Origin of the sequence: Phenylobacterium kunshanense, assembly GCF_003254525.1 — a bacterium.
Classification (GTDB): domain Bacteria; phylum Pseudomonadota; class Alphaproteobacteria; order Caulobacterales; family Caulobacteraceae; genus Phenylobacterium; species Phenylobacterium kunshanense.
Map to the genome: position 1 here is coordinate 145,456 of NZ_QFYS01000005.1, position 25,269 is coordinate 170,724.

Here is a 25,269-nt window from a genome sequence, read left to right on the forward strand (position 1 = left end):
TCCGCGGTTGAGACATCGCAATTCGCACGCCAGCAGCCTCCATTGCCGAACGCGGCCGGCCATGCCTAGGAAGGACGAATGGCCGCACTTAACCATTCATACGTGGCAAAATTCATTTGGATGCTTGAGGCGGCGCTATTCGACGCCGTCTGTGGCCTGGCTCGCCTGTTTCCGATCGATTCTGTATCAGATTCAGGGGCTTGGCTTTTCAGAAAGCTGGGTCCCTTGACAAGCGCTCACCGCGTGGCCGCGCGGAATATCGAGATCGCCTTCCCCCAGCTCACGGATGCCGAAACGAAACAACTCCTCCGCGCACAGTGGACTGAACTTGGCCGGTCATTAGCCGAATTCATCATACTCGACCGTGTGGTGGCCGACAAAGCCCGAGTGCAGATCGAGGGCGCCGAGCGGCTGGCGGCCATCGCGGCGGGGGCCGGGCCGGTGGTGTTCATCTCCGGCCACTTCTCCTGCTTCGAGGTGATGCCGGCCGCCATCGTCCGCGCGGGGATTCCGTGTCAGATCACCTACCGCGCCATGAACAACCCCTACGTGGACGCCAGCGTCCGCAGGCAACGGTTCCGCTATGGGGTGCGACTGTTCGCGCCCAAGGGCCTGGAAGGCGCGCGCGAGCTGATGCGGGCGATGCAGCGGGGCGAATCCGTGGCGCTGATGAACGACCAGAAGTTCAATGGCGGCGTCGCGGCCCCGTTCTTCGGCGTCACTTGCCACACCGCCCCTGGGCCCTCCACCTTCGCCCTGCGCTTCGGCCTGCCGATCCAGCCCATGAGCGTGCAGCGCGTGGGGCCCGGGGCGCGCTTCAAGGTGATCGTGCACGACCCGATCCACCTGGACGACACTGGCGACCGTGAGGCCGACATCGCGGCGGGCGTCCGCCGGATCAACGCCTTCATGGAAGAGCGCGTGCGCGAACGGCCGACCGAGTGGTTCTGGGTCCACCGGCGCTGGCCGAACGAGGTCTACAAGAAGCCGGGCTAGCGGGTTTCCTGCCAGCGCTTCAGCGCCTCGGTAGGGCCGGCGTAGGCCTCCTGAAGCTCGGCGCTCCAGTAGCGGAGCTGTTCCAGCGGGATCTTCTGGCCGGTGACGGCGCAGAGGACATGGCGGCCCGGGCGCAGGACGGCGTAGTCGCCGTCGCCGTAGTGCAGCTTGGCAAGATCCTGGGCGCCGAGATTGCGATCGTGGGCGTTCATGGGCGCTATTTAGCGCGCCCGGCCGTCTCAGAACAGGTCGCCCTGGGCGGGGCCGTCGGATTTGGTCTTGGGCCGGACGGGCTTCGGCGCGGGCGGAGTGCCTCCGGAGCCGTCGATCACCGCCTGGCGGGTCACCTTGTCGCCGAACGTGATGGCCACCGGCTCTCCGCTGGCCAGGGAAGCGCCCGCATGAACGATCGAGCCGTCGGCGCGAGCCACCCTGGCGAAGCCGCGCTGCAGCGGTCGGTCCGGGTCGACCGAGCCGTAGAGCTTCGACAGGCCGTCCAGCCGCTCGGAGAGCCGCTCCAGCCGCCGCCGCATCGCCGGCTCCAGCCGCACGGTCAACCGGTCCAGACGATCCTTCTGCACCGCCTGCGGGCGTTGCAGCAGCAGCGGCGACAGGCGCGAGGCCACCCGGACCAGCTCGCGCTCGTGGGCCGCGGCGTTTCGGGCCAGGCCCGCGCCGAGCCGTCCCGACACCACGCCGAAGCGCTGGGCCGCCATCTCCACCAGGTCGGGGACGCGCCGCAGGGCTCGGTCGGCGTGCAGGACCTTCGTACGGCGATCTTCGACCACCCGCCCGCCGCAGCGGTGCATCCGCGCGCCCAGGTCCGAGACCAGGGCCTTCAGCTCCGCCAGCACCGGAGTCGCCATCTCGGCGGCCGCGGTGGGCGTCGGCGCCCGGCGGTCGGAGACGAAGTCGATCAGGGTGGTATCGGTCTCGTGGCCCACGGCGCTGATCAGCGGGATGCGGCCCTCGGCCACCGTGCGGGCCAGGCCCTCGTCGTTGAAGGCCCAGAGGTCCTCCACCGAGCCGCCGCCGCGGGCGACGATCAGCACGTCAGGCCGCGGTATCGGCCCCTCCGGTGACATGGCGTTGAAGCCCCGGATCGCCGCGCTGACCTGCGCCGCCGCCGCCTCGCCCTGGACCACCACCGGCCAGACGATCACCCGGCAGGGCCAGCGGTCGCGGATGCGGTGCAGGATGTCCCGGATCACCGCGCCGGTCGGGCTGGTCACCACGCCGACCACGGCCGGCATCTCGGGAAGGGGTTGCTTGCGGGCGGTATCGAACAGGCCCTCGGCCGCCAGCTTCGCCTTCAGACGCTCAAGCTGGGCCAGGAGGGCGCCGATCCCGGCCGCCTCCATCGTCTCGATGACGATCTGATAGCGGGAGCCCTGCGGGTAGGTGGTGATCTTGCCGGTGACCACCACTTCCAGACCCTGTTCGGGCCGGACCGACAGGCCGCGGACCTGGCCCTTCCAGACCACCCCGTCGATCGCCGCCCGCTCGTCCTTGATGGTCAGGTAGACGTGGCCGTTCGAGTGGTGGGTCACCTTCGACAGCTCGCCGCGCAGGCGCACGAAGCCGTAGGCGTCCTCCAGGGTCCGCTTCAGGGCGAACGCCAGCTCGGAGACGGAATAGGGCCGGGCGTTGCCGGAGGCGTCGGTGTCGGTGGGCGCGACGTCGGTCATCCCGCCCAGCCTAGCATCTCAGGCCCTGAGTCGAACCTCAGGCCGCCACTGTCTCCGGGGCGATCGCGTAGACGCGACTGCAGTACTCGCAGGTCACGTGGATCTTGCCGTCCGGCTCGACCATGTCCTCGCGGTCCGCGGCGTCGAACGAGCGCAGCACCGTCTCGATCCGCTCCTGGTTGCAGCGGCAGAAGGCGCGCAGCGGCTTGGAGCCGAACACCCGCACCCCGTCCTCGTGGAACAGCCGGAAGAGCAGGGTGTTCGACGACAGATCCAGGTCCAGCAGCTCGTCCTCGCCGATGGTCTCGAAGAAGGCCTGGGTGCGGACCCAGGCCTCCAGCGTGTCGCCGCGCGCGTCGTCGCCGGCAATGTATTGCACCAGCATGCCGCCGCCTCGCCAAGGCATCTCCCCTTCCTGGCCGACGGCCAGGCGGATGCGGGTGGGGGTCTGTTCGGACTGCAGGAAATACTGCTCGGCGCACAGGGCCAGGGTTTCGCCCTCGATCGCGGTCACGCCCTGGTAGCGGTCCATGTCCGAGCCCTGGTCGACGGTCATCATGAAGACGCCCTCGCCCAGGAGTGTCTTGGCGCCCGGCCGCTGGAAGCCGTGGCTGACCGCCTCGACCTCCTCGGGATCGAACCGGCAGTAGCCTCGCAGCCCGCCGGAGGTGTCGTAGTCGGCCACGACGTAGCGGACGGGCCCCGCGCCGCGGGCCTCGACGATCAGCCGGCCGTCGAACTTCAGGTTCGACCCCACCAGCGCCGCCAGCGCGCAGGCCTCGCCCAGCAGGTTGGCCACGGGCTCGGGATAGGCGTGGGCGCGCAGGATCTGGTCGATCGCCGGGCCGAGCCGGATGATGCGGCCGCGGACGGGCTCGCCTTCGATCTGGAACGCGCCGACGACGTCGTCGGGAATGATGGGTTCGGACATGGGCGCCAATATAGGACGCGCCGCCGCCGTTGCGAGCGGGGCGCGTCGTCTCAGGAGGATGCGAGGGTCCGCGCGCGGACCCTCAGGGCGTCAGATCGCGCCGAAGCACCAGGCCAGGATCGACTTCTGGGCGTGGATGCGGTTCTCGGCCTCGTCCCAGATCAGGCTCTGCGGCCCATCGATCACCTCGTCCGTCACCTCCTCGCCGCGGTGGGCGGGCAGGCAGTGGAGGAACACCGCGTCCTTGTGCGCCTCGGCCATCAGGGCCCTGTCGACCTGGTAGGGCTCCAGGGCCTCGATGCGCTCGTCGTGGTCGGTGTCGCCCATCGACACCCAGGTGTCGGTGATCACGCAGTCGGCGCCGCGGACCGCCTCGCGCGGGTCGTGGGTGGTCATCACGTGGCCCTGCTGCTCGGCCGCGCGCGCCAGGTCCATCATGTCGGGATGGAAGACGGCGGGCGTGGCGATGTTGAGCTTGAAGCCCAGCTTCGGCGCGGCGTGGATGAACGACGAGCACACGTTGTTGCCGTCGCCGACCCAGGCGAACGTCCGGCCGTGGACCGAGCCGCGATGTTCCTCGAAGGTCATCAGGTCGGCCAGGATCTGGCAGGGGTGACCCTTGTCGGACAGGCCGTTGATCACCGGCACGCTCGACCAGTGGGCGAAGCGCTCGACCTCCTCGTGGACGTTGGCGCGGATCATCACCGCGTCCACCATCCGCGAGAGCACCCGGGCGGTGTCCTCGATCGGCTCGCCGCGGCCGAGCTGCATGTCGACCGCGTTGGAGATGATCACGTCGCCGCCGAGCTGGCGCATGGCCGCGTCGAACGAGAACCGGGTGCGGGTGGAGTTCTTCTCGAACACCATCGCCAGGGTGCGGTGGTGCGCCGGGCGGTCCTCGTCGGGCTTGCCCTTGGGCCAGCCGATGCGGGCCGTTTTCCGGGCCTTGGCGTCCTCGAGAATGATCCGGAGGTCCGAGCCCTCCAGCTTCCAGAGGTCGACGAAGTGGCGGACGGGCAGGCTCATGCGCTCACCGCGTCCTTCTTCGCCTTCGCCTGAGCGACCTCGCAGGCCTTCTCGAGGGCCGCGATCGCCTCCCGCGCCTCGTCCTGGGTCATGACCAGCGGCGGCAGCAGCCGCACGCAGTTGTCGCCGCCGCCGGCGATCAGCAGGTGCTGGTCGCGGGCGATCTGCATGAACTCGCGGTTCGGCGTCCCCAGCTTGATGCCGATCAGCAGGCCCTTGCCGCGGATGTCGAGGACCACATCCGGGAAGCGGTCCTTCAGGCCCGAGAGCTGCTGGTTGAGGTAGCCCGCCAGCTCGCGCACGTGCGCCAGCAGCTCGGGCTTCACCAGCTCCTCCACCGAGGCGATGCCGACCGCCATGGCCATCGGGTTGCCGCCGTAGGTCGAGCCGTGGCTGCCGGGGCCCATGCCCTTGGCCGCCTCGATGGTGGCCAGGCACGCCCCGACCGGAAAGCCGCCGCCCAGGGCCTTGGCCACCGCCATGATGTCGGGATCGGCGGCGCCGTCGGCCCACTCGTAGGCGAACAGTTTTCCGGTCCGGCCAAGGCCGCACTGGATCTCGTCATAGATCAGCAGCGTGCCGGTCTCGTCGCAGAGCTGGCGGATCTCCTTGAGCTGCGCCTCGGTCCACGAGCGCGCGCCGCCTTCGCCTTGCACGGGCTCCAGCAGGATGGCGGCGGTGGTCGGGCCGACGAGTTTCTTCAGCCCCTCGAGGTCGCCGAACTTCGCCTGCACGAAGCCGGGCGGGGGCGGGCCGAAGCCTTCCACGTAGCTCGGGTTGCCCGCGGCGTAGATCGTCGCGATCGTCCGGCCGTGGAACGAGCCGTCGAAGCCGATGATGTCGATCCGCTCCGGGGCGCCGTTGGCCCAGTGATACTTGCGCGCGGTCTTGATCGCGCATTCGATCGCCTCGGCGCCCGAGTTGGTGAAGAAGCAGACGTCCGCGAAGGTGTTGTCCGTCAGCAGCTTCGCCAGCTTCTCCTGGTTGGGAATCCGGAAGATGTTGGACGTGTGCCAGAGCTTGTCGGCCTGGTCCTTCAGCGCCTGGATCAGCTTGGGGTGGCTGTGGCCCAGGGCGTTCACCGCGATCCCGGCCATGCAGTCCAGGTAGGCGTCGCCCTCGGCCGTATAAAGTCGGACGCCCTCGCCTCGCTCGAACGCCAGCGGGGCGCGTGCGTAGACGCCCATGATGTGATCGCTGGGAACGGGCGGCGCGGACGTTTCGGCCACTGGACAAGCCCTCCAAAATGGAAGCGTCCCCGACGCGTGGCGGCGGGGACAGGAAGGCCTGGCGTTTTCCGCTCGGAACGCCGTCAAGTCAATGTTTTCCGGAACGCCGGTCGCGCGGGCCGGCGCCGCGAGGCTCAGGTCTTGATCTTGTAGCCGACCCTGAACATCCAGAGGCACGTCCAGCCGAGGGCGAAAACCAGGATCGCCGTCATGGCCGCGCCGACCCAGAGGTTGCTCTCGGCCTGGCCGAGGAAGCCGTACCGGAACCCGTCAATCAGGTAGAAGAACGGGTTGTAGTGGCTGGCCGTGCGGAACGGCTCGGGCAGGCGTTCCACCAGGTAGAAGGTCCCGGACAGGAACGTCATCGGCATGATGACGAAGTTCGTCACCGCCGCCATGTGGTCGAACTTCTCGCTCCAAAGCCCGGCCATGATGCCGATGAAGCCCATGATCAGGGCCGCGCCGACGCCGAAATAGAGCACCGCCCAGGCCTGGTTCAGCGGCAGCCGGGCGAACGGCAGAACGGCCAGCAGGCTGATCAGGCCGACGACGATCCCGCGCGTCGCCGCGCCGGCGCCGAAGCCGATGACCTGCTCGGCCGGGCTCAGCGGCGGGGTGATGAAGTCGCCCATCAGGCCGTTGAACTTGGCCTGCAGCAGCGACGACGAGGAGTTGGCGAAGGCGTTGGAGAGGATCTGCATCATCACCAGCCCGGGCGCGACGAAGGCGCCATAGGCCACCCCGTGCACCTCGCGTCCGCCGCCCACGGCCACCACGAACACCAGCATGTAGAGCAGGGCGGTCACCACCGGCGCGGCGAGGGTCTGCATCCCCACCTTCATGAAACGCCGGACCTCGCGCGCGTAGAGGGTCTTCAGCCCCTCCCAGTTGATCCCGTGATAGGCCCGCGGCTCGGGCGGCAGGACGGCTTCGTCGAGGGGCAGGTCTCGCATTCGCGTGATGTGCGCCCCTGCGACGCCGTGTGCAAGAGCGCCGCTTTCCGACTCAACATCTAGTTCCTGTGGAGAACCTGCGTGGCGCCTATTGTGGGCCTTAGCGAGTTGTTTACTACTGATAGTGGTTGGTGAGCGCTGAACTTCCTCGGCGCCACAAGATGTAGTTTTCCGGCGTGGCCTGGGGGCGCGCCGTGACCCTCTGGGTGGGAGGCGAGATATGGGCTGGACCGACGAACGCGTCGAACTCCTGAAGAAGCTCTGGCAGGACGGTCTGTCCGCCAGTCAGATCGCCAAGCAGTTGGGCGGGGTGACCCGCAATGCGGTGATCGGCAAGGTGCACCGTTTGGGGCTCTCGGGGCGCGCCGCGCCTTCGAAGCCGCAGCGCACGGTGTTCAAGGCGCCCCGTCCGGCGCGTCCGGTCGCGGCGGCGCCGTCGGCCCCGCGTCGCATCGCCGAGCCGGTGTCCTCGGCGCCTGCGCCGTCGCCGGTGCGTTATGTGGACGAGTCTCCGGGTACAGCCACGGTGCTGACCCTGGGCGCGCACATGTGCAAGTGGCCGATCGGCGATCCGTCGCTCGACAGCTTCACCTTCTGCGGCCGCCGCTCGGAAGAGAACGGCCCCTACTGCCACGAACACGCCACGGTGGCCTACCAGCCGGCCCAGGCGAAGAAGAAGTCTGGCGCCGCCGAGCTCGCCCGGAGCCTGCGCCGCTACATCTGATCCGCTGAAGAGCGGCCGACATCCGTTGGGGATGGGAGGCGCGCCCGAAACCGAAGCTGGCCTTCCAGCCTCCGGTCTCGGGCGCGCTTCTTTCGTCTGGGGGGCGCTCTACGCGGCGTCCAGCGCGCGGCTGACGTCGCGCACCAGATCCCGGGCGCCCTCCAGCCCCACGCTCATCCGGACCCAGCCTTCCGTCAGGCCGATCTCCAGCCGCTCGGCCTCGGGCATGGAGCGGTGGGTGGTGGTGCACGGATGCGTGGCCATCGACTTGGCGTCGCCAAGGTTGTTGGAGATGTCGACGATCTGCAGCGCGTCCAGGAACCGCCAGGCCGCCTCGCGGCTGCCCAGGTCGAAGGCCACGACGTTGCCGCCGCCGGTCATCTGGTTGGCGATGATCGCCGCCTGCGGGTGGTCGGGCCGGCCGGGGTAGATGGTCTTCAGCGCCTTGCCGTGGGCGGCCACCGCGTCGGCCACCTTGGCCGCGGTCTCGGTCTGGCGCCGCACGCGCAGCTCCAGCGTCTCCAGGCCCTTCAGCAGCACCCAGGCGTTGAACGGCGACAGCGCCGGGCCCGTGTGCCGATGCATGTCCTTGTAGGCCTCGGTCATCAGCTCGGCCGCGCCCAGGATCGCGCCGCCCAGCACCCGGCCCTGGCCATCGATGTGCTTGGTGGCCGAATAGACGACGATGTCGGCGCCGAGGGCCAGCGGCTTCTGGAAGATCGGCGTGGCGAAGACATTGTCCACGACCAGTTTCGCGCCCGCCGCATGGGCGATCTCGGCGACGGCGCCGATGGCGGTCACCTCCAGAAGGGGATTGGCCGGGCTCTCCACCAGGAACGCCCTGGTGTTGGGCCGCACCGCGTTCTTCCAGGCGTCCAGGTCGGTGGCGTCCACATAGGTGGTCTCCACGCCGAAGCGCGGCATCCATTCCGACAGGATCCAGCGGCACGAGCCGAACAGGGCCCGGCCCGCCACGATGTGGTCGCCCGCCCGCACCAGGCCCATCAGCGCGAGCTGCACCGCCGCCATTCCGGAAGCCGTCGCCTTGCAGGCCTCAGCGCCCTCCAGCAGGGCGAGGCGGTCCTCGAACATCTGCGTCGTGGGGTTGCCGAAGCGCTGGTAGATGAACCCCGGCTCCGCGCCCGAGAACCGCCGGTCGGCCGCCGCCGCGCTCTCGTAGGCGAAGCTCTGGTTGAGGAAGAGGGCCTCCGAGATCTCGCCGAACTCGGTGCGCATGAGGCCGCCGCGAACAGCTTGGGTCTCGATCTCCCAGTCGCGCGGGTCTTCAGCCATCACGGCCTCCATGCAGAAAAACTGGGCGCCTTGAACGCCCCGCCCCCCGCGGCGTCAAGGTCCGCTTTCCTGGGGGCGGTTTCAGAAAAGCCCGCGAAGCCGTGGCTCGTAGACAATTTCCGGAACGCCCGCCTTGCCACGGCGCGGCTGAGCGGTAAGTGTTCGCCGCCCATGAGCGAGTTCACCGCCCCGGGCATCCTGCCCTGCCAGTCCATCGAGGCCCTGATCGACCAGGGCGCCATCTCCTCGGCCGGCCCGTGGGATACCGACCAGGTGCAGCCCGCTAGCCTCGACCTGCGCCTCGGCGCGCGGGCCTGGCGCGTACGGGCCTCGTTCCTGCCCCGGCGCGGCACGGTCCGCCAGAGGATCGCCGAGGTGGCGATGCACGAGCTGGACCTCACGAAGGGCGCCGTCCTCGAGCGAGGCTGCGTCTATATCGCCGAGCTGCAGGAGCGGCTGAAGCTGCCCAAGGGGATATCGGCCCGCGCCAATCCCAAGAGTTCCACCGGCCGCGTCGACGTCTTCGTGCGCCTGCTCAGCGACTTCGGCGACGCCTTCGACGACGTCAACGAGGGCTACGAGGGGCCGATCTACATGGAGGTCGCGCCCCAGACCTTCTCCGTCCTGGTGCGCACCGGCACCCGCCTGAACCAGCTCCGCCTCAAGACCGGCGAGCCGCCGCGCCTGCGCACCGAGAGCGTCGGCGTCGACCTCACCGGCGAGATCGCCGGCTTCCGCGGGCGTCGCCACGCCGGCGTCGTCGATCTCGACCACGTCGACGGCCACGACCCGCGCGACTTCTGGGAGCCGCTCTATCCCCGCGACGGCCAGCTTCTTCTGGATCCGGGCGAGTTCTACATCCTGGCCTCAAAGGGCGCGGTCGAGATCCCGGTCATGGAAGCCGCCGAGATGACGCCGATCGATCCCTCGGTCGGGGAGTTCCGCGTCCACTACGCCGGCTTCTTCGATCCCGGCTTCGGCACCGACGAGGCGCACGGCAAGGGCTCCAAGGGCGTGCTGGAGGTCCGCAGCCACGAGACGCCGTTCATCCTGGAGGACGGCCAGACCGTCGCGCGCCTGGTCTACGAGCCGCTCACCGAGAAACCGTCCCGCCTCTACGGCGACCTCGGCTCGCACTACCAGCGCCAGGGCCTGAAGCTGTCCAAGCACTTCCGGGTCTGGGGCGAATGAGCGCGTGAGGCCAGCGGGCGGTGGCGCGCCCGCGACCGGGCTGTCGTGCTTGGGGGAGTGATGACAACTCGTCCCGGGCGCGCCGTGCGGGCCGACCTCGCGATCGGGGGGGTGATCACCGAGGGGCCCGGTCCCGCGGGGCCTAGATCGTGTGTTCCGCCAAGCTTCGCCAGGGGCGGGCGCCGCGGCGCACCGTCGCACCGCAGCATGAACCGCCGCCCTATTCCTCGACGCGCTTGTAGATCGACCGCACCGGCCGCTCCATCACCCGCCGCATCATCGGGACGAAGGCCTCCAGCGGCATGGAGTCATAGGCCGGATCGAACGAGTTCTGATCGTACAGGTGGCAGAACTGGGCCGTGTATTCGAAGTCGGGGTGCCCCCGGAACTGCTCGCGCAGGTCCCGGTCCAGGCCGATGTGGTGGAAGAAGTAATAGCCCTGGAACACGCCGTGGTGCTCCAGCATCCAGTGGTTCCGCTCCGAGATGTAGGGCTTCAGGATCGCCGCGCCCATCTCGGCGTGGCTCGCCGGCAGCAGGATGTCGCCGATGTCGTGCAGCAGGGCGCAGACGACGTATTCCTCGTCCCGGCCGTCACGGTGCGCCCGGGTGGCGGTCTGCAGCGAGTGTTCCAGCCGGTCGACGTTGAACCCGCCGTAGTCCCCGCCCAGCAGCTTCAGGTGGCTGACGATGGCGTCCACGTGCTGGCCGCGCCGGGCCTGGGCGTCGCGCATGATCGCCGCCCAGTCGGCCTCGACGCCGTCGGTCATGGCCGTGAACGTGGCCCGGTCGTGTGTCGCGCCGTCCGCCATCGCATCCTCCCTGGTGTCTCTTGTCGTTGGTCCGATCGTGCGGGGCCGCGCCCGCCGGGTCAATCCAGCCCTTGGCCCCGCCGCCCGACGCCGCTATGAAGGCCGCCCCGGCGCGGGTGTAGTTCAGAGGTAGAACGTCAGCTTCCCAAGCTGAATGTCAGGGGTTCGATTCCCCTCACCCGCTCCAAATTCCTCTTAAAATCAGCCATTTATCTGCCGGATGGCGCGCTTTGGAGCGGCAGTCTTCGCCGTGGCTATGCCATTGATAACGCATTGAAACTGCTAAAGTTCAGGTTCCCTAGCGGAGCAAGATCGGAGCAAAATTTCGCTGTCCCCAGCGCCGCGCTTGCTGGTCGCCAAAGCCACGCTTCAATGTACGCGTATGTCCCATGAGCTCACCCGTTGCGGAGCCTGCGGCGACTTCCAAGCTGACCCCCGACTTTGCCCTCGAGGAACAGGAGAGTGCGAAGCTCGTCCACAGTGGATGACCGCGCAGCCCGATCGCCGCGACCGTCCGCCTGCCAAGTGTTCCCGATTTGTGCTTGATTCCTTTCGGCGATATTGTACTTCGCGTGGCCACTTGAGCAGGGCTGAGCTCTAATGCCCGTTCAATGGGGTATGGCGCGCTCGACGAGGGGAGACGGCCATGGGAGTTCGACCGTGGGCCGAGTTCCGCTCCGACCTGCCAACCGACACGATTGAAACCCCCGACGAGATTGTCCAGGTCGGGGGGCGGACCGTCGCCGAAGCTATCGGAGAGATTCTTGCGCGGCTGGGCTGTAAGGCAGACTCGCCGGTCTTGGAGGGCGAGAATGGATGGCAATTCATGGCCATCAAAGGGCGCTGCAGAATGATGTGTCAGGTTGCACACATCGAGAGATTTCTGCTCCTGCTCGAAGACACGTCGTTCTTCAACCGCGTGCTGAAGCGACATAGTCCTGTCTACCTCGACATATTGTCGAGGTTTGCTGAGGAGCTGGCGCGAGACCCGAGGTTCCACGACATTGAGTGGTATTTCGCCAACGAAGTCCTGTCCGGCAAAGCGGGAGCACCTATGCCGGTCAGCGTGGAAGACTAGACACCTTCAATTTTGGACTGATCCATCTCAACAGCCGAGCTTCCTCTCAGCTTCCCAAGCTGAGTGTCAGGGTTTCGATCCCCCCCCACACACCCGCTACAAATTCCGACAAGCCAGATCGAAATCGTGAAGCCCCTTTGGTTCTGTGGGCTCGATGCGGCTTGAAAGGGAAGCGGCCCATGCGACCGCCACACCACGGCTAAGCTTCTGATCCCCAGGGATGAACACCAGCCGCACCGGCTGGCGTTTGATGGATGCGTGAGGAATTGGCGTCGGGATGTGCAGGTTCGAGCCGGGGACCCGCACTCCTGCAAGGAGGCGTCCCTCCCGAAGCCGGCTTCGTCTGGCCATCTTCATGTTCGCATTTTGTTCTTGCATACAGAACGCCTTTCTGAGATGCTCTTAGAGCGTCGATCAGTGTGCCGCGCCACCCGCTTGCTGCGCGGGCAAGGCGCCTCACCAAGTGCCACGCACTCCAAAGTCTGATCGCAGCGGTGGGCCGTTGCGGTGCGCCACACCCATCATTCAAGGAGAGCATGCATGGCCTATGGCCGGACCGACCCCGCGCGGCTGAAGGGCGCGGCCCTTACACGCTGGTACACTCGAACACCCCATGAGATCCAGGAGGAGAAAGACGCCGCCGAGCAGCGCAAGCACGAAGCGTTTGCGGCCAGCATCCGCGTGGCGACGCCGGAGCCGGACCATGGCGGCCTGCAGTCACCTGTCGATCTAGCAAAGGGCGCCCTGCACGACTTCCAAACTGGGCCGAAGATCCAGCGTCCGAACACGGCGCAATCCTTCATCCCGGTCGTAGGACCGGCCTGGGAGGCAGCCGCGGATTTGCAGGACGGTAACTACGCCGGGGCGGCGTTCAACGGCGCGATGGCGGTTGCAGATGCATTGCCGGTAGGGGTGGCGGCAAAGGGGATCAAGGCGGCGACTAAGGGCGTCACTGTACTCAAGAAGGGATCCCTCACGGCGAACGCGGCTCGCAGTCGGTTGCGGGATTGGGGTGTCGCGAAGAAGGGCGAGGAGATCCACCACACTGCCCCGTTGAACGGCATAGGTCGAGGCGAGCAGAACTGGAGGAACCACTATGCCCTCCTAAAGGTGCTGCCGAAGGAGACACATCGGCGTCTAACGGGAAGCTGGAACGGGAAGCCACGCTTCGACCCGATCCGACGCGTTTGGCATGGCACCACGGATTGGCAGAAGGCGGTGCCCGCGGGGGTCTCGGCCTACGCGGCTGATGCCTGGGAGAACGTGACGCGCCCGTTCTCGCCCTCAGCGCCGGGCCCCAAGAAGCAAGGTCGTTAGAGCCAAGCTTCCCAAATGCGGCAGCCTGACGTATGTTCCGGTTTCGTTCCTATGGAGCTGTGCCGTGAAAACATCCGAGGCGAACTTCCACTTTCCGGTCCTGGGATTCACGTTGGATCTCAATATCTGGGGATTCCAGGATCTGGATCGCCTAACCAGGTGCGGACCCCGCACCCTGAAGGACGGCATCCAGACTGGAATGGAGCTCGTCGATGCGGACGGTCGCCGATGGAGCGTTCGCTCGATACGGCGAACCGGCCGCGCCGGGTCGCTGTTGTCCCTGCTGCTGCCGTTCGGGCCACCTCAGTCCCGCATCGAACACGACCTCGAACCGATGGAGGCGGTCTCGATCGAACAGGTCCGCCAGAAAGTCTGCACGGCCCTGGAGGCCCACGCAGAGAACTATTTCGAGGGCGATGACCGGGAGACTGAGTTCGAGCCGTTGCTGTCCGCTGTGCGGGCGGCTGGCTCGGTCAGCGAAGTCTACGAACGGCTACAGCCCGACACCTTTGAGCCGCACTGATCTGACTCTGTGTCCCGAGGTGCGCGCTCAGGCGTGGCCGTCGACGGGGTGGGAGCCCGGCTGGCCGCCGATTGCGAAGCAAAGGGCTAGCAGGCTCCACGATGTCCTCGGCTTGCCAAACTGAACGCCAGGGGTTCGATCCCCTTCACCCGCACGAGATCTGGAAATCGTAGAGGCGGCGTCCGGGCTCCGTGCCCCCCGGCTTGAGGAACAAGGTGCGGCGGCAGGTCACGACGCGCGAGCGCATCTCGTAGCGCACGGACTCGCCGACCTTTCCGCAGACGCCGTTCTGACAGCCCATGACGTTGTCGGTGACCGGCGCCGCCTCGGTCACGGTGTCCTGGAAGTGGTAGTCGAAGCGCAGGATCCCGTCGGCCTCGGTGGCGCTGTGCGGCCGGCCCCAGTAGGCGACGACCTTCTCCTCGCTCCAGCCGGCCGTTCCCTGCATCTCGCGGAGATACTTCTCGTTCGTCGACCCGAGGGCGCGGTCGATCTTCTTCTGCATCTCCAGGTCCTGCTGGACCTGTATGGCCTTGGCGTCGAATTCGGCCTCGGCCTTCTTGAGCTCCGCGAGCGCTTGCCTGCGGCGCGCCTCGCGTTCGGCCGGCGTGTAGATCGATGAGTAGGCGGGGCGTCGTCCGTCCTTCCAGAAATTGGCCCAGGTCACGTTCGAGAGCTCGCCGCCGATCACCATGTCACCGACATAGACGAGGCCGAGCCGGGCGAGCGGGTCCTGCCTCCCCGACTTCTGCGCCGCGGCGACCGCCTTGTTCAGCCGGTCCGGTTCGCAGGCGATCAGCCGGACCCGGTCGGTCCAGTTGTCGGCCACCGGCGTCCAGGCCGTTCCCCCCAGGTTCTGACTCTGCGCATTCCTGTGCCACGCCGTCGCCGCGTCGATCCGGAACTGCCGGCCAGAGCACCTGATCGTGACCTGGTATTCGATCGTGTCGGGCGCCTCCGGCTTCTCCAGCACCTGGATCACCCGGACGCGCATGATCCGGCGCGCATCCAGGTAGGCGCCCATGTTTCGTGAGCGCGCGGCGGCCTCCATCATCGCCTGATCGCCGCCCTCGGCCTCGCTGTCGTATCGCGGGCTCACCCGGTCGAACTCCGCATAGAAATGACGGCGGTCGGGCGCTGCTCCCTCCGCGCCGACGAGCACCCAGTGTCCGGCCAGGGCGACCGATGGCGCCAGGGTGGACAGAAAGACGGCGCAGGTAGCGAGGCGGCGCATCGTCAGGCGGCCGCCGTCTTGTCATCGAAGCCGCGGACCGTCAGCCACAGGCCCGCGACGAGCTGGACGAGCGCCAGGGGCGCCAGGAAGTAGAATGACACCTCCGCGCCGAGCACGCCTGTGAAGACGCCGATCATCTGGGAGGCGGTCGCCGCAAGCCCGGCGACGGCCAGCCAGCGGGGGATCCAGCGGCTGCGGAACAGGATCACGTAGAGGACGAAGGCGCCCGTCCCGCCCAGTAGCAGGTGCGGATAGTGAAGGGCGTCCCGCTGCTGGGTCACCAGGGCCCAGACCGGCTCGGCGAGCTGGGCCAGGGCGCCGTCCGGCGCCGAGAGCATCGAGGTCCCCAGCGACCGGAAGAGCTGGTAGCTCGCCATCTCGCCGCCGCCCATGCCGAACGAGGCCGCCCGGAGGCCCAGAAGCAGGAAGGCGAGCCAGGCGAACGCCCGGCCGTACGAGTGCTGGCAGACAAGGCCGGCGACGGCGATCGAGACCACGCCCGACACCATGCCCATCAGCACGATGATGCCGATCAGGCCGGGCTGGGCCGCCGCCCCGGCGAACAGGCCCATAGGGCCTTCGCCGACGCGGATCATCGGCTGGAGGAAGAAGTTCGAGGCGATGTCGAGCACGTAGCCGGCGAGGATGGCGACGCCGATCCATCGGCCGGCGCGGGTCAGTTCTGTCATGCGGGTCCTGTTCGCGTCCCGGCGACCCGAGGTCGCCAATTGACGTCGTCAATCTAGTCTCAAAATTGACAACGTCAATAAAGAGTGCGGGCCCTTGGCGCGCGCACGAAAACGCCGGCGCCCCTGTCACGGGACGCCGGCGCTGGACGGGCCGTCAGATGGGGCGATCGCCCGAAGCCGTCAGAACTCCAGGCAGATCTTCCCGAAGTGCTTCTGGGAGAGCTGGTGGGCGAAGGCGGCGGCGATGCCGTCCAGCGGGAAGGTGGAGTCGATCACCGGCTTGATGCCGTTGGCCTCGACGGCCGCGATCATTTCCTCTTGCTCCTGGCGCGAGCCGACCGTGACGCCCTTGATGGCCACGTTCTTGGACATGGCCACCGCCGTCCCGACCTCGCCCGCAAAGCCGGCCAGCACGCCGATCAGCGAGATGTGGCCGCCGATGCGCACCGCCGCCAGGGACTGGTTCATGGTGCCCGCGCCGCCGATCTCGACGACGACGTCCACACCCCGGCCGCCGGTCAGGGCCGTCGCCGCCGCGCCCCAGTCGGGCTGGTCCTTGTAGTTGATCAGGTGGTCGGCCCCGAGCGCCTTCAGCCGCTGCAGCTTCTCGTCGGAGGACGAGGTCGAGATCACCGTCGCGCCCGCCGCCTTGGCGAGCTGCAGGGCGAAGATGGAGACGCCGCCGGTGCCCTGCGTCAGCACCACGTCGCCCGGCTTGATCCGAGCTTCGACCATCAGCGCCCGCCAGGCCGTCAGCGCGGCGCAGGGCAGGGTGGCGGCCTCGGCGTAGGAATAGCCCTTGGGCATCCGGGTGAAGGCGCTGGCCGGCATGGCCACGTACTCGGCCGCATAGCCGTCCACATGGTCGCCGGGCACGCCGATCAGGCGCTCAAGGCTGGGGCCGCCCGTCGGCCAGTTGGGGAAGAAGGTGCCCAGCACCTGGTCGCCGACCTTGAAGCCGGTGACGCCGGCGCCGACCGCCACCACGTCGCCCGCGCCGTCCGACATCGGGATGCGGCCGTCGGCGGGGTTCAGCATCCCCGACACCACGGCGAAGTCATGGAAGTTCAGCGAGCTGGCGCGCACCCGCACCAGGAGCTGGCCGGGCCCGGCTTCCGGCTGCGGCCGGTCCTCGATCACGATCTTGTCCAGCCCGCCCGGGGCTTTCACGGCGGCGACCTTCATCGGCGTGTCCTCGTCTGAATATGAAAGGGGCGGGACCGTCGGCGGCCCCGCCCTCGATTGCGGCTTAGCGCGGGGCCATCCGGATGGCGCCGTCCAGGCGGACGGTCTCGCCGTTGATGTAGCCGTTGCGCAGCATGGTGACGGCCAGGTCCGCATACTCCTCGGCCGCGCCCAGGCGCTTGGGGAACGGCACCGACGCCGCCAGGCCCTGGTAGACCTGCGGCGCGCGGGTCTTCAGGCCGCCCAGCATCGGGGTGTCCATGATGCCCGGCAGGATGGTGTTGATGCGGATGCCCTCGCTGGAGAGGTCGCGGGCGATCACGATGGTCATGCCCTTGATCGCCGCCTTGGCCGCCGCATAGGCCACCTGGCCGATCTGGCCTTCCTCGGCCGCCACCGAGCCGGTGTTGACGATCGCGCCACGCTCGCCCGTCTCGTCGGGTTCCAGCGTCGCCATGCCGGCGGCGCTCTTCACCACGCAGCGGAAGGTGCCGACGGTGTTGAGGCCCAGAACCCACTCGAAGTCCGAGGCCTTGAACGGGATGATCTCGCCGGTCTGCTTGTCGCGCGAAATGGTCTTGCCGCCGCGGCCGCCGCCGGCGCAGTTCACCAGGATCCGCTCCTGGCCGTTGGCGGCGCGGGCCTTGGCGAAGGCGGCGTCGACCGAGGCCTCGTCCATCACGTCGACCTCGCAGAAGACCGCGCCGATCTCCTTGGCCATGGCCTCGCCGGTCTCGGGGTTCTTGTCGAACAGGGCGACCTTCACGCCCAGGCTGCGCAGGTGCCTGGCGGTCGCCGCGCCCAGGCCGGACGCGCCGCCGGTGATGATCGCGGAAACGGAACTGTCGAGCTTCATGGAATGCCTCCGGAATAGGTTGGCCATGCCCTAGCACGGCCTTTCCCTGACGCCGGGACAGGCTCGATGAGGCGTCCTTCAGACCAGCGTCAGCCCCGCTTTGGTGAGCGGCAGGGTGCGCAGGCGCCGGCCTGTCGCCGCGAAGATGGCGTTGGCCAGCGCCGGCATCAGCGGCGGGGTCATCGGCTCGCCCGCGCCGCCCGGCGCCGCCTCGCGCGTCTCCAGCAGGTCGATGGTGATCTTCGGCGTCTGGGCCAGGATCAGGTGCGGGTAGTCGTGGAAGTTGCTCTCCACGACCCGGCCGGCGTCGAGGTTGATCTCGCCCGTGGCGGCCGAACTCAGCGCCAGGATGATCGAGCTCTCGCCCTGGGCCCGCACGCCGTCGGGATTGACGGCGGTGCCGCAGTCGAAGGCGCACCACACCTGCTCCGCCCGGACCTGGTCGTTCGTGACCCGAACCTGGACGACCTGGGCGCAGACGCTCTGGAACGAGCTCCAGACGGCAAGGCCCAGCCCCTGTCCTTTCGGCAGCCTTCGGCCCCAGCGCGCCGCCTTGACCGCATGCTCCATCGCCCGCAGGGCCCGCGGGGATTTCGCGAGCAGGGGCCGGCGGAACGCCAGGGGGTCGACCCCGGTCTCGTGCGCCAGTTCGTCGAGGAAGCATTCGACCGCAAAGGCGTTGCCCGTGTGCAGCACCGATCGCCAGGGTCCGCCCGGGACCGGCGAGGCCACGAAGGCGCCGGCCATGACCATCCCCGGAACCTCGTACTGGATCAGGTCGTGCGGCGGGCCCGAAACCATGTCCCGCGTGTAGTTGGCGTTGTTGTTCGACCCGACCACCCTGAACCCGGAGACGCGGCCACCCTTCAGGCCCGCGGTCAGGCGCTGGAAGCCCGCCGGCCGGTACCAGTCCTGGCGGATGTCCTCCTCCCGCGACCAGATCAGCTTCACCGGCGCGCCGGCCGCCCGGGCGGCCCAGATCGCCTGCAGGCCGAAGTCGTTCTTGTACCGCCGACCGAACGAGCCGCCGCTGAACAGGGTGTGGGCGTCCACCTTCTCGATCGGCACGCCGACCATGGCCGCCGCCGCTCGGCGCAGGCCGCTGGTGTTCTGGAAGCCGCCCCAGGCCTCGACCCCGCCGTCGGCCGTCATCCGGGCCGCCGCGCTCAGTGGCTCCATCGGGGCGTGCGCCAGCAGCGGCGAGGTGTAGTCGCGCTCGATGGTGCGATCGGCGGCGGCGAGGGCCGCGTCGGCGGCGGCCGCGAGGGTCTTCTGCAGGGCCTCCCGTTCGCCCGGCGCATAGTCGCGTCGGGGCGTCGCGACTTCGGCGCGGGTCAGGGCAGCGGTCTTAAGCTGCGCCAGCAGGCCTACGGTGTCGGGCGCATCGCTTGCCTCAGCCCATTCGGGCGCCAGGGCCTCGAGCCCCTTCTTCGCCGGCCAGAAGCCGTCGGCGACCACGATCACGGCGTCGGGCAGGTCGACCGGCTGGTTCCAGCCCGGCACGGTGATCGAGACGCCGCGCATCTCCAGCACCTTGCGGACGCCCGGAATGGCCAGCGCCGGCGCGGGGTCGACCGACTTCAGCTTGGCCCCGAACTGCGGCGCCTGCCGGATCGTGGCGGTCAACAGGCCCGGCAGCTTCACGTCGGTGGCGTACACGGCCGACCCGTCCACCTTGCCGGGCAGGTCCTTGCGGGGCAGGTCCCTGCCGATGACGCTCCAGTCGGACCGGGGCTTCAGCGTCGGGTCCTGCGGCACGGGCCGCGTCGCCGCCGCCTCGGCCAGCTCGCCGAAGCCGAGGCTCCGGCCGCTCGCGACATGGACGACGCGGCCGCCCCGAACCGTGCAGTCGTCCGCCGGCGCGTTCCAGCGCTCGGCGGCCGCCTCGACGAGCATGGTGCGCGCCGCCGCGCCTACCTTGCGCAGCTTGCCGTACATCTCGCGCACCGAGGCGCTGCCGCCGGTGGCGTAGCCGGGCGAGAAGATCCCATAGACCGGCAGCGGCGGGGCCTGTTCGACCCGGACCTTCGCCCAGTCTAGCCCCAGCTCCTCCGCCAGGATGCGGGCGTGGACGCACCAGGCGCCCTGACCCATCTCCTGCACCGAGGTGTACAGCGTCACGCCGCCGTCGGGGGCGATCCGCACCCAATCGCTCAGGGTGACAGTCTCGGCCGGCGCCGCGACCACGCCGCCGGCGCTGAGCCCCAGCGTCAGGCCTGCGCCGCCGAGAGTCGCCAGCAGGCCGCGTCGGGAAACCTTCATTTCCATCTCAGCGCCCCTTCGACAGCCGCGCCGCTGCGGCGTGGATCGCCGTGCGCACGCGGGGATAGGAGCCGCACCGGCAGAGGTTGGTGATCGCCGCGTCGATGTCGGCGTCGCTGGGGCGGGGGGTACGCTCCAGCAGGGCGGCGGCGGCCATCAGCATCCCGGACTGGCAGTAGCCGCACTGCGGCACGCTGGCCTTGAGCCAGGCGGTCTGCAGGACGTGGGGTCCACCGGCGCCCAGGGCTTCGATCGTGGTCACGTGCGCGGCATCCAGCCCGCCCACCGGCATGCTGCAGCTCCGCACCGGCTCGCCGCCGACATGGACGGTGCAGGCGCCGCAGGCGCCGACCCCGCAGCCGTACTTGGTCCCCATCAGGCCCAGTTCGTCGCGCAGCACCCAGAGCAGGGGCGTATCGGGGGTGGAGTTCGACGTCACGGCTTGTCCGTTGACGGTGAGGTTTGTGGGCATGTCGTGTCCTGGCGGCGGAGTGCCGGCCAAGTCTACGAAGAACCAAGCGCCACAATTGGGGCGCTGCCCCAGCGTTCGTCGCACGGGGCGCGCTGCTCGTCGCAAACGCCCGGTCACGTCCCTGACGCATCGGAAGCCCTCGCGCGGCCTATGGTGTCCGCAACGACGAAGACAAGCGGAGGAAACCGGCATGAGCGACGCGCTCTTCGACTTCTCGGGCAAGGTGGCTCTGATCACCGGCGGCAGCCGCGGGCTGGGGCTCGAGATGGCCAAGGCCCTGGCTTCGCGCGGCGCGGACATCGTGATCGCCAGCCGCAAGGCCGACGCCTGCGAGGCCGCCGCCGCCGAGGTCCGCAACCTGGGCCGCCGGGCGCTGTCCCACCCCTGCCACGTGGGCGACTGGACGGCGCTGGCGGGGCTGGCCGACGCGGCCTACGCCGAGTTCGGCAAGGTGGACATCCTGATCAACAACGCGGGCATGTCGCCCCTGGCACCCTCGTCCGCCGACGTCACCGAGGCGCTTTTCGACAAGGTCATCGACGTCAACTTCAAGGGCCCCTTCCGGCTGACCGCCCTCGTCGGCTCGCGCATGGCCGCGGGCGAGGGTGGGGCGATCATCAACATCTCGTCGGTCGGCGCGATCCGCCCCGACCCCAGCTATATCCCCTACGCCGGCGCCAAGGCGGCGCTGAACGCCATGACCGAGGGCTTCGCCAAGGAGTACGGCCCCAAGGTGCGCGTGAACGGCATCATGGCCGGCCCCTTCCTCACCGACATCGCAAAGGCCTGGACGCCCGAGGCGCGCGAGACGGCGCGCAACGCCCTGGGCCGGCCCGGCCGTCCGGATGAGATCGTCACCGCTGCACTCTACCTGGCCAGTCCGGCTTCCAGCTTCACCACGGGCTCGGTGATCCGCTGCGACGGTGGGACGCCGTAGGCCGTCGACAAGCCCGCCCAGCGTGGCGGATATTCGAAGCCGAAGCCGCTCGGTGAGGCGGCCAGGGTCAAGGGAGTGACGTGCATGGAGTTGAAACCGGGATCGCGCTGGCGGAGCGCCGTCTGCGACGCCGAGCTGGTGGTGGTGCGCCCGCCCAAGGCGCCGGCCAGCCTGGAATGCGGCGGCCAGCCGGTGATCCCGCATGCCGAAGCGCGGCCCGAAGGTGGCGCGCCGGCCGCGGACCATTCCGGCGGCGTCCTCGCGGGCAAGCGCTACACCGATCCGGAGAGCGGCATGGAGGTGCTGTGCTCAAAGGCCGGCGCGGGATCGCTGTCGGTGGACGGTCGCCCGATCGGCGCCGCCGAAGCCAAGAAGCTGCCGTCCTCGGACTGAAGAGGCGCCGCCGGTGACCCTCATCGCCGACCTCGTCGTCCTGGGCGGCGCCGGCCTGTGGGTCATCGAGTTTGGAACCGGCGGGCGGCCGTCCGACGCGTCGGGCGTGCTACGCGTGGGCGTCCATCGTGGCGGCCCGCTGCCCGAGGGGCCGCTCGACCTCTTCGACATCCTGTTCAGCGCCGATCCCGCCGCGCCCCGGCCGTGGGTGGGCCTGGGACCCGTGGGGATCGATCCGGCGCTTGTGGCGCTGGAGGCCAGGGTCGAGGCCCAGCCCGTGGCCGTCGCCGTGGCGGCCCAGGTCCTGCGCATGACCCTTCGCCTGCCATTCGACGAGGCGCTGGCGCTGGAGTCGCTGGCCTATTCCATGCTGCTGGCGTCGGGCGGCTTCCGCGCATGGCGTGCCGGCAATCCTGGCCGGGAGCGTGACGAGACGCCGGTCCAGCGCGTGCGGATCGATGCCGGTTCGCGCGAGCTCGGGATCCGCCTCTCGCGTCCCAGCCGCCGCAACGCCTTCGACGCTCGCATGCGCGACGAGCTGTGCGAGGCGCTGGCGTTCGCCCTGGGCCATCCCGACGCGCCGCCGGTGACGCTGAGCGGGGAGGGCCCCTGCTTCAGCGCCGGCGGCGACCTGGACGAGTTCGGCTCGGCCGGCGACGCGGGCGAGGCGCACCTGGTCCGTAGCCTTCGCGCGCCGGCCCGGCTTGCGCACGAGCTCGGCGACCGCCTGACCGCGCACGTCCACGGCGCCTGCGTCGGCGCGGGTATCGAGCTGCCGGCCGCGGCCGCGCGGGTGGTGGCCCATCCCGGCGCGCACTTCCGCCTGCCCGAAGTGGGCATGGGCCTGATCCCGGGCGCCGGCGGCACAGTCACGATCCCCCGCCGCATCGGCCGCCGACGCGCGGCGTGGATAGCCATCTCGGGCGTCGAGGTCGACCTCGCGACCGCCATGGCCTGGGGCCTCGTCGACGAAGTCGCCACATGAATCCGCTGGCGCCCCTGATCGTCGACCTCTGCGCCGAGGCTGCGGCCCTGACCGCCCGCCTGGGCCGCCGCGTCGAGGTGGCCGCGCTAGGCGTGCTCGACCGGGAAGGGGAGCTCCCACTGGCCGCGCCCGGGGGGCTCGTGTCGCCCAACGGCGCCTGCCGGTTGTTCCGCGCCGCCGACGGCTGGATGGCGCTGAATCTCGCGCGCGTGGAAGACCGCGACCTTGTTCCCGCCTGGCTCGGCTGCGACCTCGATGACGATCCGTGGGCTCTGGTGACGATACATGCGGGCGGACGGCGCAGTGCCGACCTCGTGGCGGGGGCGACGCTCCTGGGGCTGCCCGCGGCGGCCGTCGGCGAAGTGAGCGCGGAGACGCCCCGCGCCCCGACGCTGCGGCTGGGCCGCGGGGGACGCCGGGCAGGTGCGCTTCAGGTCGTCGATCTCTCCGCGCTCTGGGCCGGACCCATGTGCGGCGCGATCCTCGCGGCCATGGGGGCGTCGGTGCTGAAGGTCGAGAGCGTCCGCCGCCCCGACCCCACGGCGCTCTCCACGCCCGCCTTCGCCCACCGGCTCAACGGGACCAAGCAGGCGCTGGCGCTGGACTTCGCCGCCGCGGACGGCCGCGCCCGCCTCGCCGAGGTGGTCGCCGGCGCCGATGTGCTGATCACCGGCGCCCGGCCGCGGGCGCTCGCCGCCCTGGGCCTGGAACCGGCTCCGCTCTTTGCCGCCAACCCGGGCCTCGTGTGGGTGGCGATCACCGGCTACGGCTGGACAGGCGAAGCAGGCGATCGCGTGGCTTTCGGCGATGACGCGGCGGCGGCGGGCGGCCTCGTCCGCTGGACCGCCGACGGCCCGCGGTTCCTGGGCGACGCCCTGGCCGATCCTGTCACCGGCCTCGCCGCCGCCTTGGGCGCCATGCGTGGTCTGGAACAGGGCGGTGGCGTTTTCGTCGACGCCGCGCTCGCCCGCGTCGCCGCGGGCGCCGCGACGGCGATCGGTCTGCAGGCCGCCGCATGAATCTCCTGATCCGCAACGTGGAGGTGGCCGGCCGCGCGGGCCTGGACGTGCGGATCGAGGCCGGCCGGGTCGCGGTGGTGGGCGCGGACCTCGCCCGAGGCGGCCGGGAGATGGACGGCCGGGGCGGGGCGCTGATCCCCGGCCTGGCGGATCATCACATCCATCTGCTGGCCTTGGCGGCGCGCGCCGACTCCGTGGACCTGACGCGCGCCCGCGGGGCCGATGATCTGGCCGTCCGGATTGCGGCGGCGTGCGCGTCGCGGCCGGCCGGGGCCTGGGTCCGCGCCTTCGGCTGGCACGAAGCGCTGGCCGGAGACCTGACGCTGGCCGACCTCGACCGGCTCGCGCCCCGCCACCCCTTGCGGATCCAGCACCAGACCGGCGCGCTGTGGCTGCTGAACAGCCGCGCCCTGGCCGCGCTGGGCGAGGGGGACGACCCGCAGGGCCTGGATCGGGGGGCCGGCCGTCTCTGGCGCGGCGACGCCTGGCTGCGCAGCCGCCTGCCGCCCTCGCCACCCCCGATGGCCCCCGTCGGCGCCCAGCTCGCCGCCTACGGCGTCACCGCCCTGACCGACGCCAGCGTCACGACCGACTCCGCCGCCGCGGCTATCCTCGCGGACGCCCATCGGTCCGGCGACCTGCCCCAGCGCCTCCTGCTCATGAGCGGCGGGCCGCTGGACGCGCCGGGCGACGGCGCCTTCGCCGTGGGGCCGGTGAAGATCCTGCTGGACGACCATGCGCTGCCCGACCTCGACGCCTTCGTGGCCCGCATCCGCGCGGCCCGCGCGCAGGGACGCGAGGTCGCCGTCCATTGTGTCACCGCCGCGGAGCTCGCCCTGACGCTGGCGGCGTTCGAGACTGCCGGCGCCCGCCCAGGCGATCGCATCGAGCATGGCGGGGTGATCCCGGAGGAGGCCATCGGCCAGCTCCGGAGCCTCGGCCTCGTCGTCGTAACCCAGCCGGCCTTCGTGCGTGAGCGGGGCGACCGCTACCTCTCCGAAGTGGCGTCGGCGGACAGCGGCGACCTGTATCGCTGCGCCAGCCTTCTCGCCGCCGGGGTGCCCGTAGCGGCCAGCTCGGATGCGCCCTACGCCACGCCCGATCCCTGGGTGGGGATCGCCGCCGCCATGGATCGCCGGACAGCCGGCGGCGCGACGCTGGGCGCGGGCGAAGCCGTTCCGGCCACCGCCGCGATCGGCCTGTACCTCGACGATCCGGCCGCTCCAGGCCGCCGAACTCGCAAGGTCGGTCCAGGCGCGCCCGCGGATCTCTGCCTGCTCGACGCGCCGCTGGCCGCGGTCCTGGCCAGGCCTTCGGCCGAGCGGGTGCGCGCCACCCTCGTGGGAGGGGTCGTGGTCCACCAGCGCCCGGGCGTTTGAGTCGATCGCGTTAGGACATCCTCAAGGTCCGTGAACCCGTGCGGAGATCGGGATTCTCCGCAGGTCGTCGCTGTGGGATCGAGGTTCTCCTGGGCCGG

At 69.7% G+C, this 25,269-nt stretch carries 25 protein-coding genes and 1 tRNA gene; 12 read left to right on the forward strand and 14 right to left on the reverse strand.

The window, feature by feature from the left end; translation table 11 throughout:
• The first annotated feature begins 120 nt into the window (after positions 1–120).
• The gene (locus DJ019_RS12585) at positions 121–996 is read left to right on the forward strand and encodes a lysophospholipid acyltransferase family protein (protein ID WP_240606470.1); all 876 of its coding nucleotides are present in this window, start codon (positions 121–123) and stop codon (positions 994–996) included.
• On the opposite strand, the gene DJ019_RS12590 is transcribed toward DJ019_RS12585, so the two are convergent.
• The 6 genes from DJ019_RS12590 to DJ019_RS12615 form a co-directional block, all read right to left on the reverse strand.
• On the reverse strand, positions 993–1,208 hold the full coding sequence (locus tag DJ019_RS12590; RefSeq protein WP_111276387.1) for a DUF2093 domain-containing protein: 216 nt from the start codon (positions 1,206–1,208) through the stop codon (positions 993–995). The genes DJ019_RS12585 and DJ019_RS12590 overlap by 4 nt on opposite strands.
• A gap of 27 nt (positions 1,209–1,235) precedes the next feature.
• Positions 1,236–2,684 carry an exodeoxyribonuclease VII large subunit gene (xseA, locus tag DJ019_RS12595; RefSeq protein WP_111276388.1) on the reverse strand — a complete coding sequence of 483 codons (1,449 nt, stop codon included), beginning with the start codon at positions 2,682–2,684 and terminating at the stop codon, positions 1,236–1,238.
• A gap of 37 nt (positions 2,685–2,721) precedes the next feature.
• The gene (locus DJ019_RS12600) at positions 2,722–3,615 is read right to left on the reverse strand and encodes an Hsp33 family molecular chaperone (protein WP_111276389.1); all 894 of its coding nucleotides are present in this window, start codon (positions 3,613–3,615) and stop codon (positions 2,722–2,724) included.
• A 90-nt stretch (positions 3,616–3,705) separates the two neighbouring features.
• The gene (gene argF / locus DJ019_RS12605) at positions 3,706–4,641 is read right to left on the reverse strand and encodes an ornithine carbamoyltransferase (RefSeq protein WP_111276390.1); all 936 of its coding nucleotides are present in this window, start codon (positions 4,639–4,641) and stop codon (positions 3,706–3,708) included.
• Entirely contained in the window at positions 4,638–5,870 is a 1,233-nt protein-coding gene (locus DJ019_RS12610; RefSeq protein ID WP_420849868.1) for an aspartate aminotransferase family protein, read from the reverse strand. Before DJ019_RS12610 ends, argF begins: the two co-directional genes overlap by 4 nt.
• Positions 5,871–6,004: 134 nt before the next feature.
• Positions 6,005–6,823 carry an ABC transporter permease gene (locus DJ019_RS12615; RefSeq protein ID WP_111276391.1) on the reverse strand — a complete coding sequence of 273 codons (819 nt, stop codon included), beginning with the start codon at positions 6,821–6,823 and terminating at the stop codon, positions 6,005–6,007.
• Positions 6,824–7,043: 220 nt separating this feature from the next.
• On the opposite strand from DJ019_RS12615, the gene gcrA reads away from it, so the two are divergent.
• A complete protein-coding gene (gene gcrA / locus DJ019_RS12620) occupies positions 7,044–7,547 on the forward strand; it encodes a cell cycle sigma 70 cofactor GcrA (protein ID WP_111276392.1) in 504 nt (167 codons plus the stop codon).
• Between the two features lie 108 nt (positions 7,548–7,655).
• Here the strand turns inward: gcrA and metZ are convergent, their stop codons facing one another.
• Positions 7,656–8,840 (reverse strand): O-succinylhomoserine sulfhydrylase, encoded by a 1,185-nt coding sequence (gene metZ, locus DJ019_RS12625; protein WP_111276571.1) that lies wholly within the window; start codon positions 8,838–8,840, stop codon positions 7,656–7,658.
• A gap of 171 nt (positions 8,841–9,011) precedes the next feature.
• Between metZ and DJ019_RS12630 the strand changes: the two genes are divergently transcribed.
• Entirely contained in the window at positions 9,012–10,031 is a 1,020-nt protein-coding gene (locus DJ019_RS12630; protein ID WP_111276393.1) for a 2'-deoxycytidine 5'-triphosphate deaminase, read from the forward strand.
• Positions 10,032–10,251: 220 nt separating this feature from the next.
• On the opposite strand, the gene DJ019_RS12635 is transcribed toward DJ019_RS12630, so the two are convergent.
• Positions 10,252–10,842 carry an HD domain-containing protein gene (locus tag DJ019_RS12635; RefSeq protein WP_111276394.1) on the reverse strand — a complete coding sequence of 197 codons (591 nt, stop codon included), beginning with the start codon at positions 10,840–10,842 and terminating at the stop codon, positions 10,252–10,254.
• 112 nt (positions 10,843–10,954) lie between these two features.
• Between DJ019_RS12635 and DJ019_RS12640 the strand changes: the two genes are divergently transcribed.
• The 4 genes from DJ019_RS12640 to DJ019_RS12655 all read left to right on the forward strand — a co-directional run bounded on the left by DJ019_RS12640 (position 10,955) and on the right by DJ019_RS12655 (position 13,760).
• A tRNA-Gly gene (locus DJ019_RS12640) sits at positions 10,955–11,029 on the forward strand.
• Positions 11,030–11,488: 459 nt separating this feature from the next.
• Positions 11,489–11,920, forward strand: a complete 432-nt coding sequence (locus tag DJ019_RS12645; protein WP_111276395.1) for a hypothetical protein — start codon at positions 11,489–11,491, stop codon at positions 11,918–11,920.
• A 540-nt stretch (positions 11,921–12,460) separates the two neighbouring features.
• A complete protein-coding gene (locus DJ019_RS12650; protein WP_111276396.1) occupies positions 12,461–13,237 on the forward strand; it encodes a hypothetical protein in 777 nt (258 codons plus the stop codon).
• 64 nt (positions 13,238–13,301) lie between these two features.
• A complete protein-coding gene (locus DJ019_RS12655) occupies positions 13,302–13,760 on the forward strand; it encodes a hypothetical protein (RefSeq protein WP_111276397.1) in 459 nt (152 codons plus the stop codon).
• Between the two features lie 145 nt (positions 13,761–13,905).
• Here the strand turns inward: DJ019_RS12655 and DJ019_RS12660 are convergent, their stop codons facing one another.
• From DJ019_RS12660 to DJ019_RS12685, 6 genes are all read right to left on the reverse strand, one after another.
• Positions 13,906–14,994, reverse strand: a complete 1,089-nt coding sequence (locus DJ019_RS12660) for a hypothetical protein (RefSeq protein WP_111276398.1) — start codon at positions 14,992–14,994, stop codon at positions 13,906–13,908.
• 2 nt (positions 14,995–14,996) lie between these two features.
• A complete protein-coding gene (locus tag DJ019_RS12665; protein ID WP_111276399.1) occupies positions 14,997–15,683 on the reverse strand; it encodes a DUF4386 family protein in 687 nt (228 codons plus the stop codon).
• Between the two features lie 180 nt (positions 15,684–15,863).
• Complete coding sequence (locus tag DJ019_RS12670) at positions 15,864–16,868, reverse strand: zinc-dependent alcohol dehydrogenase family protein (RefSeq protein ID WP_111276400.1); 1,005 nt, start codon at positions 16,866–16,868, stop codon at positions 15,864–15,866.
• 64 nt (positions 16,869–16,932) lie between these two features.
• Positions 16,933–17,724, reverse strand: coding sequence for an SDR family NAD(P)-dependent oxidoreductase (locus DJ019_RS12675; RefSeq protein ID WP_111276401.1), 792 nt, complete (start codon positions 17,722–17,724; stop codon positions 16,933–16,935).
• Between the two features lie 78 nt (positions 17,725–17,802).
• On the reverse strand, positions 17,803–19,986 hold the full coding sequence (locus DJ019_RS12680; protein ID WP_165844000.1) for a xanthine dehydrogenase family protein molybdopterin-binding subunit: 2,184 nt from the start codon (positions 19,984–19,986) through the stop codon (positions 17,803–17,805).
• A gap of 7 nt (positions 19,987–19,993) precedes the next feature.
• The gene (locus DJ019_RS12685) at positions 19,994–20,458 is read right to left on the reverse strand and encodes a (2Fe-2S)-binding protein (RefSeq protein WP_111276403.1); all 465 of its coding nucleotides are present in this window, start codon (positions 20,456–20,458) and stop codon (positions 19,994–19,996) included.
• A gap of 190 nt (positions 20,459–20,648) precedes the next feature.
• Here DJ019_RS12685 and DJ019_RS12690 point away from each other — a divergent pair, with 190 nt between their 5' ends.
• From DJ019_RS12690 to DJ019_RS12710, 5 genes are all read left to right on the forward strand, one after another.
• On the forward strand, positions 20,649–21,395 hold the full coding sequence (locus DJ019_RS12690) for an SDR family NAD(P)-dependent oxidoreductase (RefSeq protein WP_111276404.1): 747 nt from the start codon (positions 20,649–20,651) through the stop codon (positions 21,393–21,395).
• Between the two features lie 84 nt (positions 21,396–21,479).
• Positions 21,480–21,788 (forward strand): hypothetical protein, encoded by a 309-nt coding sequence (locus DJ019_RS12695; protein ID WP_205854157.1) that lies wholly within the window; start codon positions 21,480–21,482, stop codon positions 21,786–21,788.
• A gap of 13 nt (positions 21,789–21,801) precedes the next feature.
• Positions 21,802–22,773: an enoyl-CoA hydratase/isomerase family protein gene (locus DJ019_RS12700; protein ID WP_111276405.1), complete on the forward strand. Its 972-nt coding sequence runs from the start codon at positions 21,802–21,804 to the stop codon at positions 22,771–22,773.
• On the forward strand, positions 22,770–23,792 hold the full coding sequence (locus DJ019_RS12705; protein WP_111276406.1) for a CoA transferase: 1,023 nt from the start codon (positions 22,770–22,772) through the stop codon (positions 23,790–23,792). The genes DJ019_RS12700 and DJ019_RS12705 overlap by 4 nt, the downstream gene beginning before the upstream one ends.
• Positions 23,789–25,171: an amidohydrolase family protein gene (locus DJ019_RS12710; protein ID WP_111276407.1), complete on the forward strand. Its 1,383-nt coding sequence runs from the start codon at positions 23,789–23,791 to the stop codon at positions 25,169–25,171. Before DJ019_RS12705 ends, DJ019_RS12710 begins: the two co-directional genes overlap by 4 nt.
• Positions 25,172–25,269: the final 98 nt, after the last annotated feature.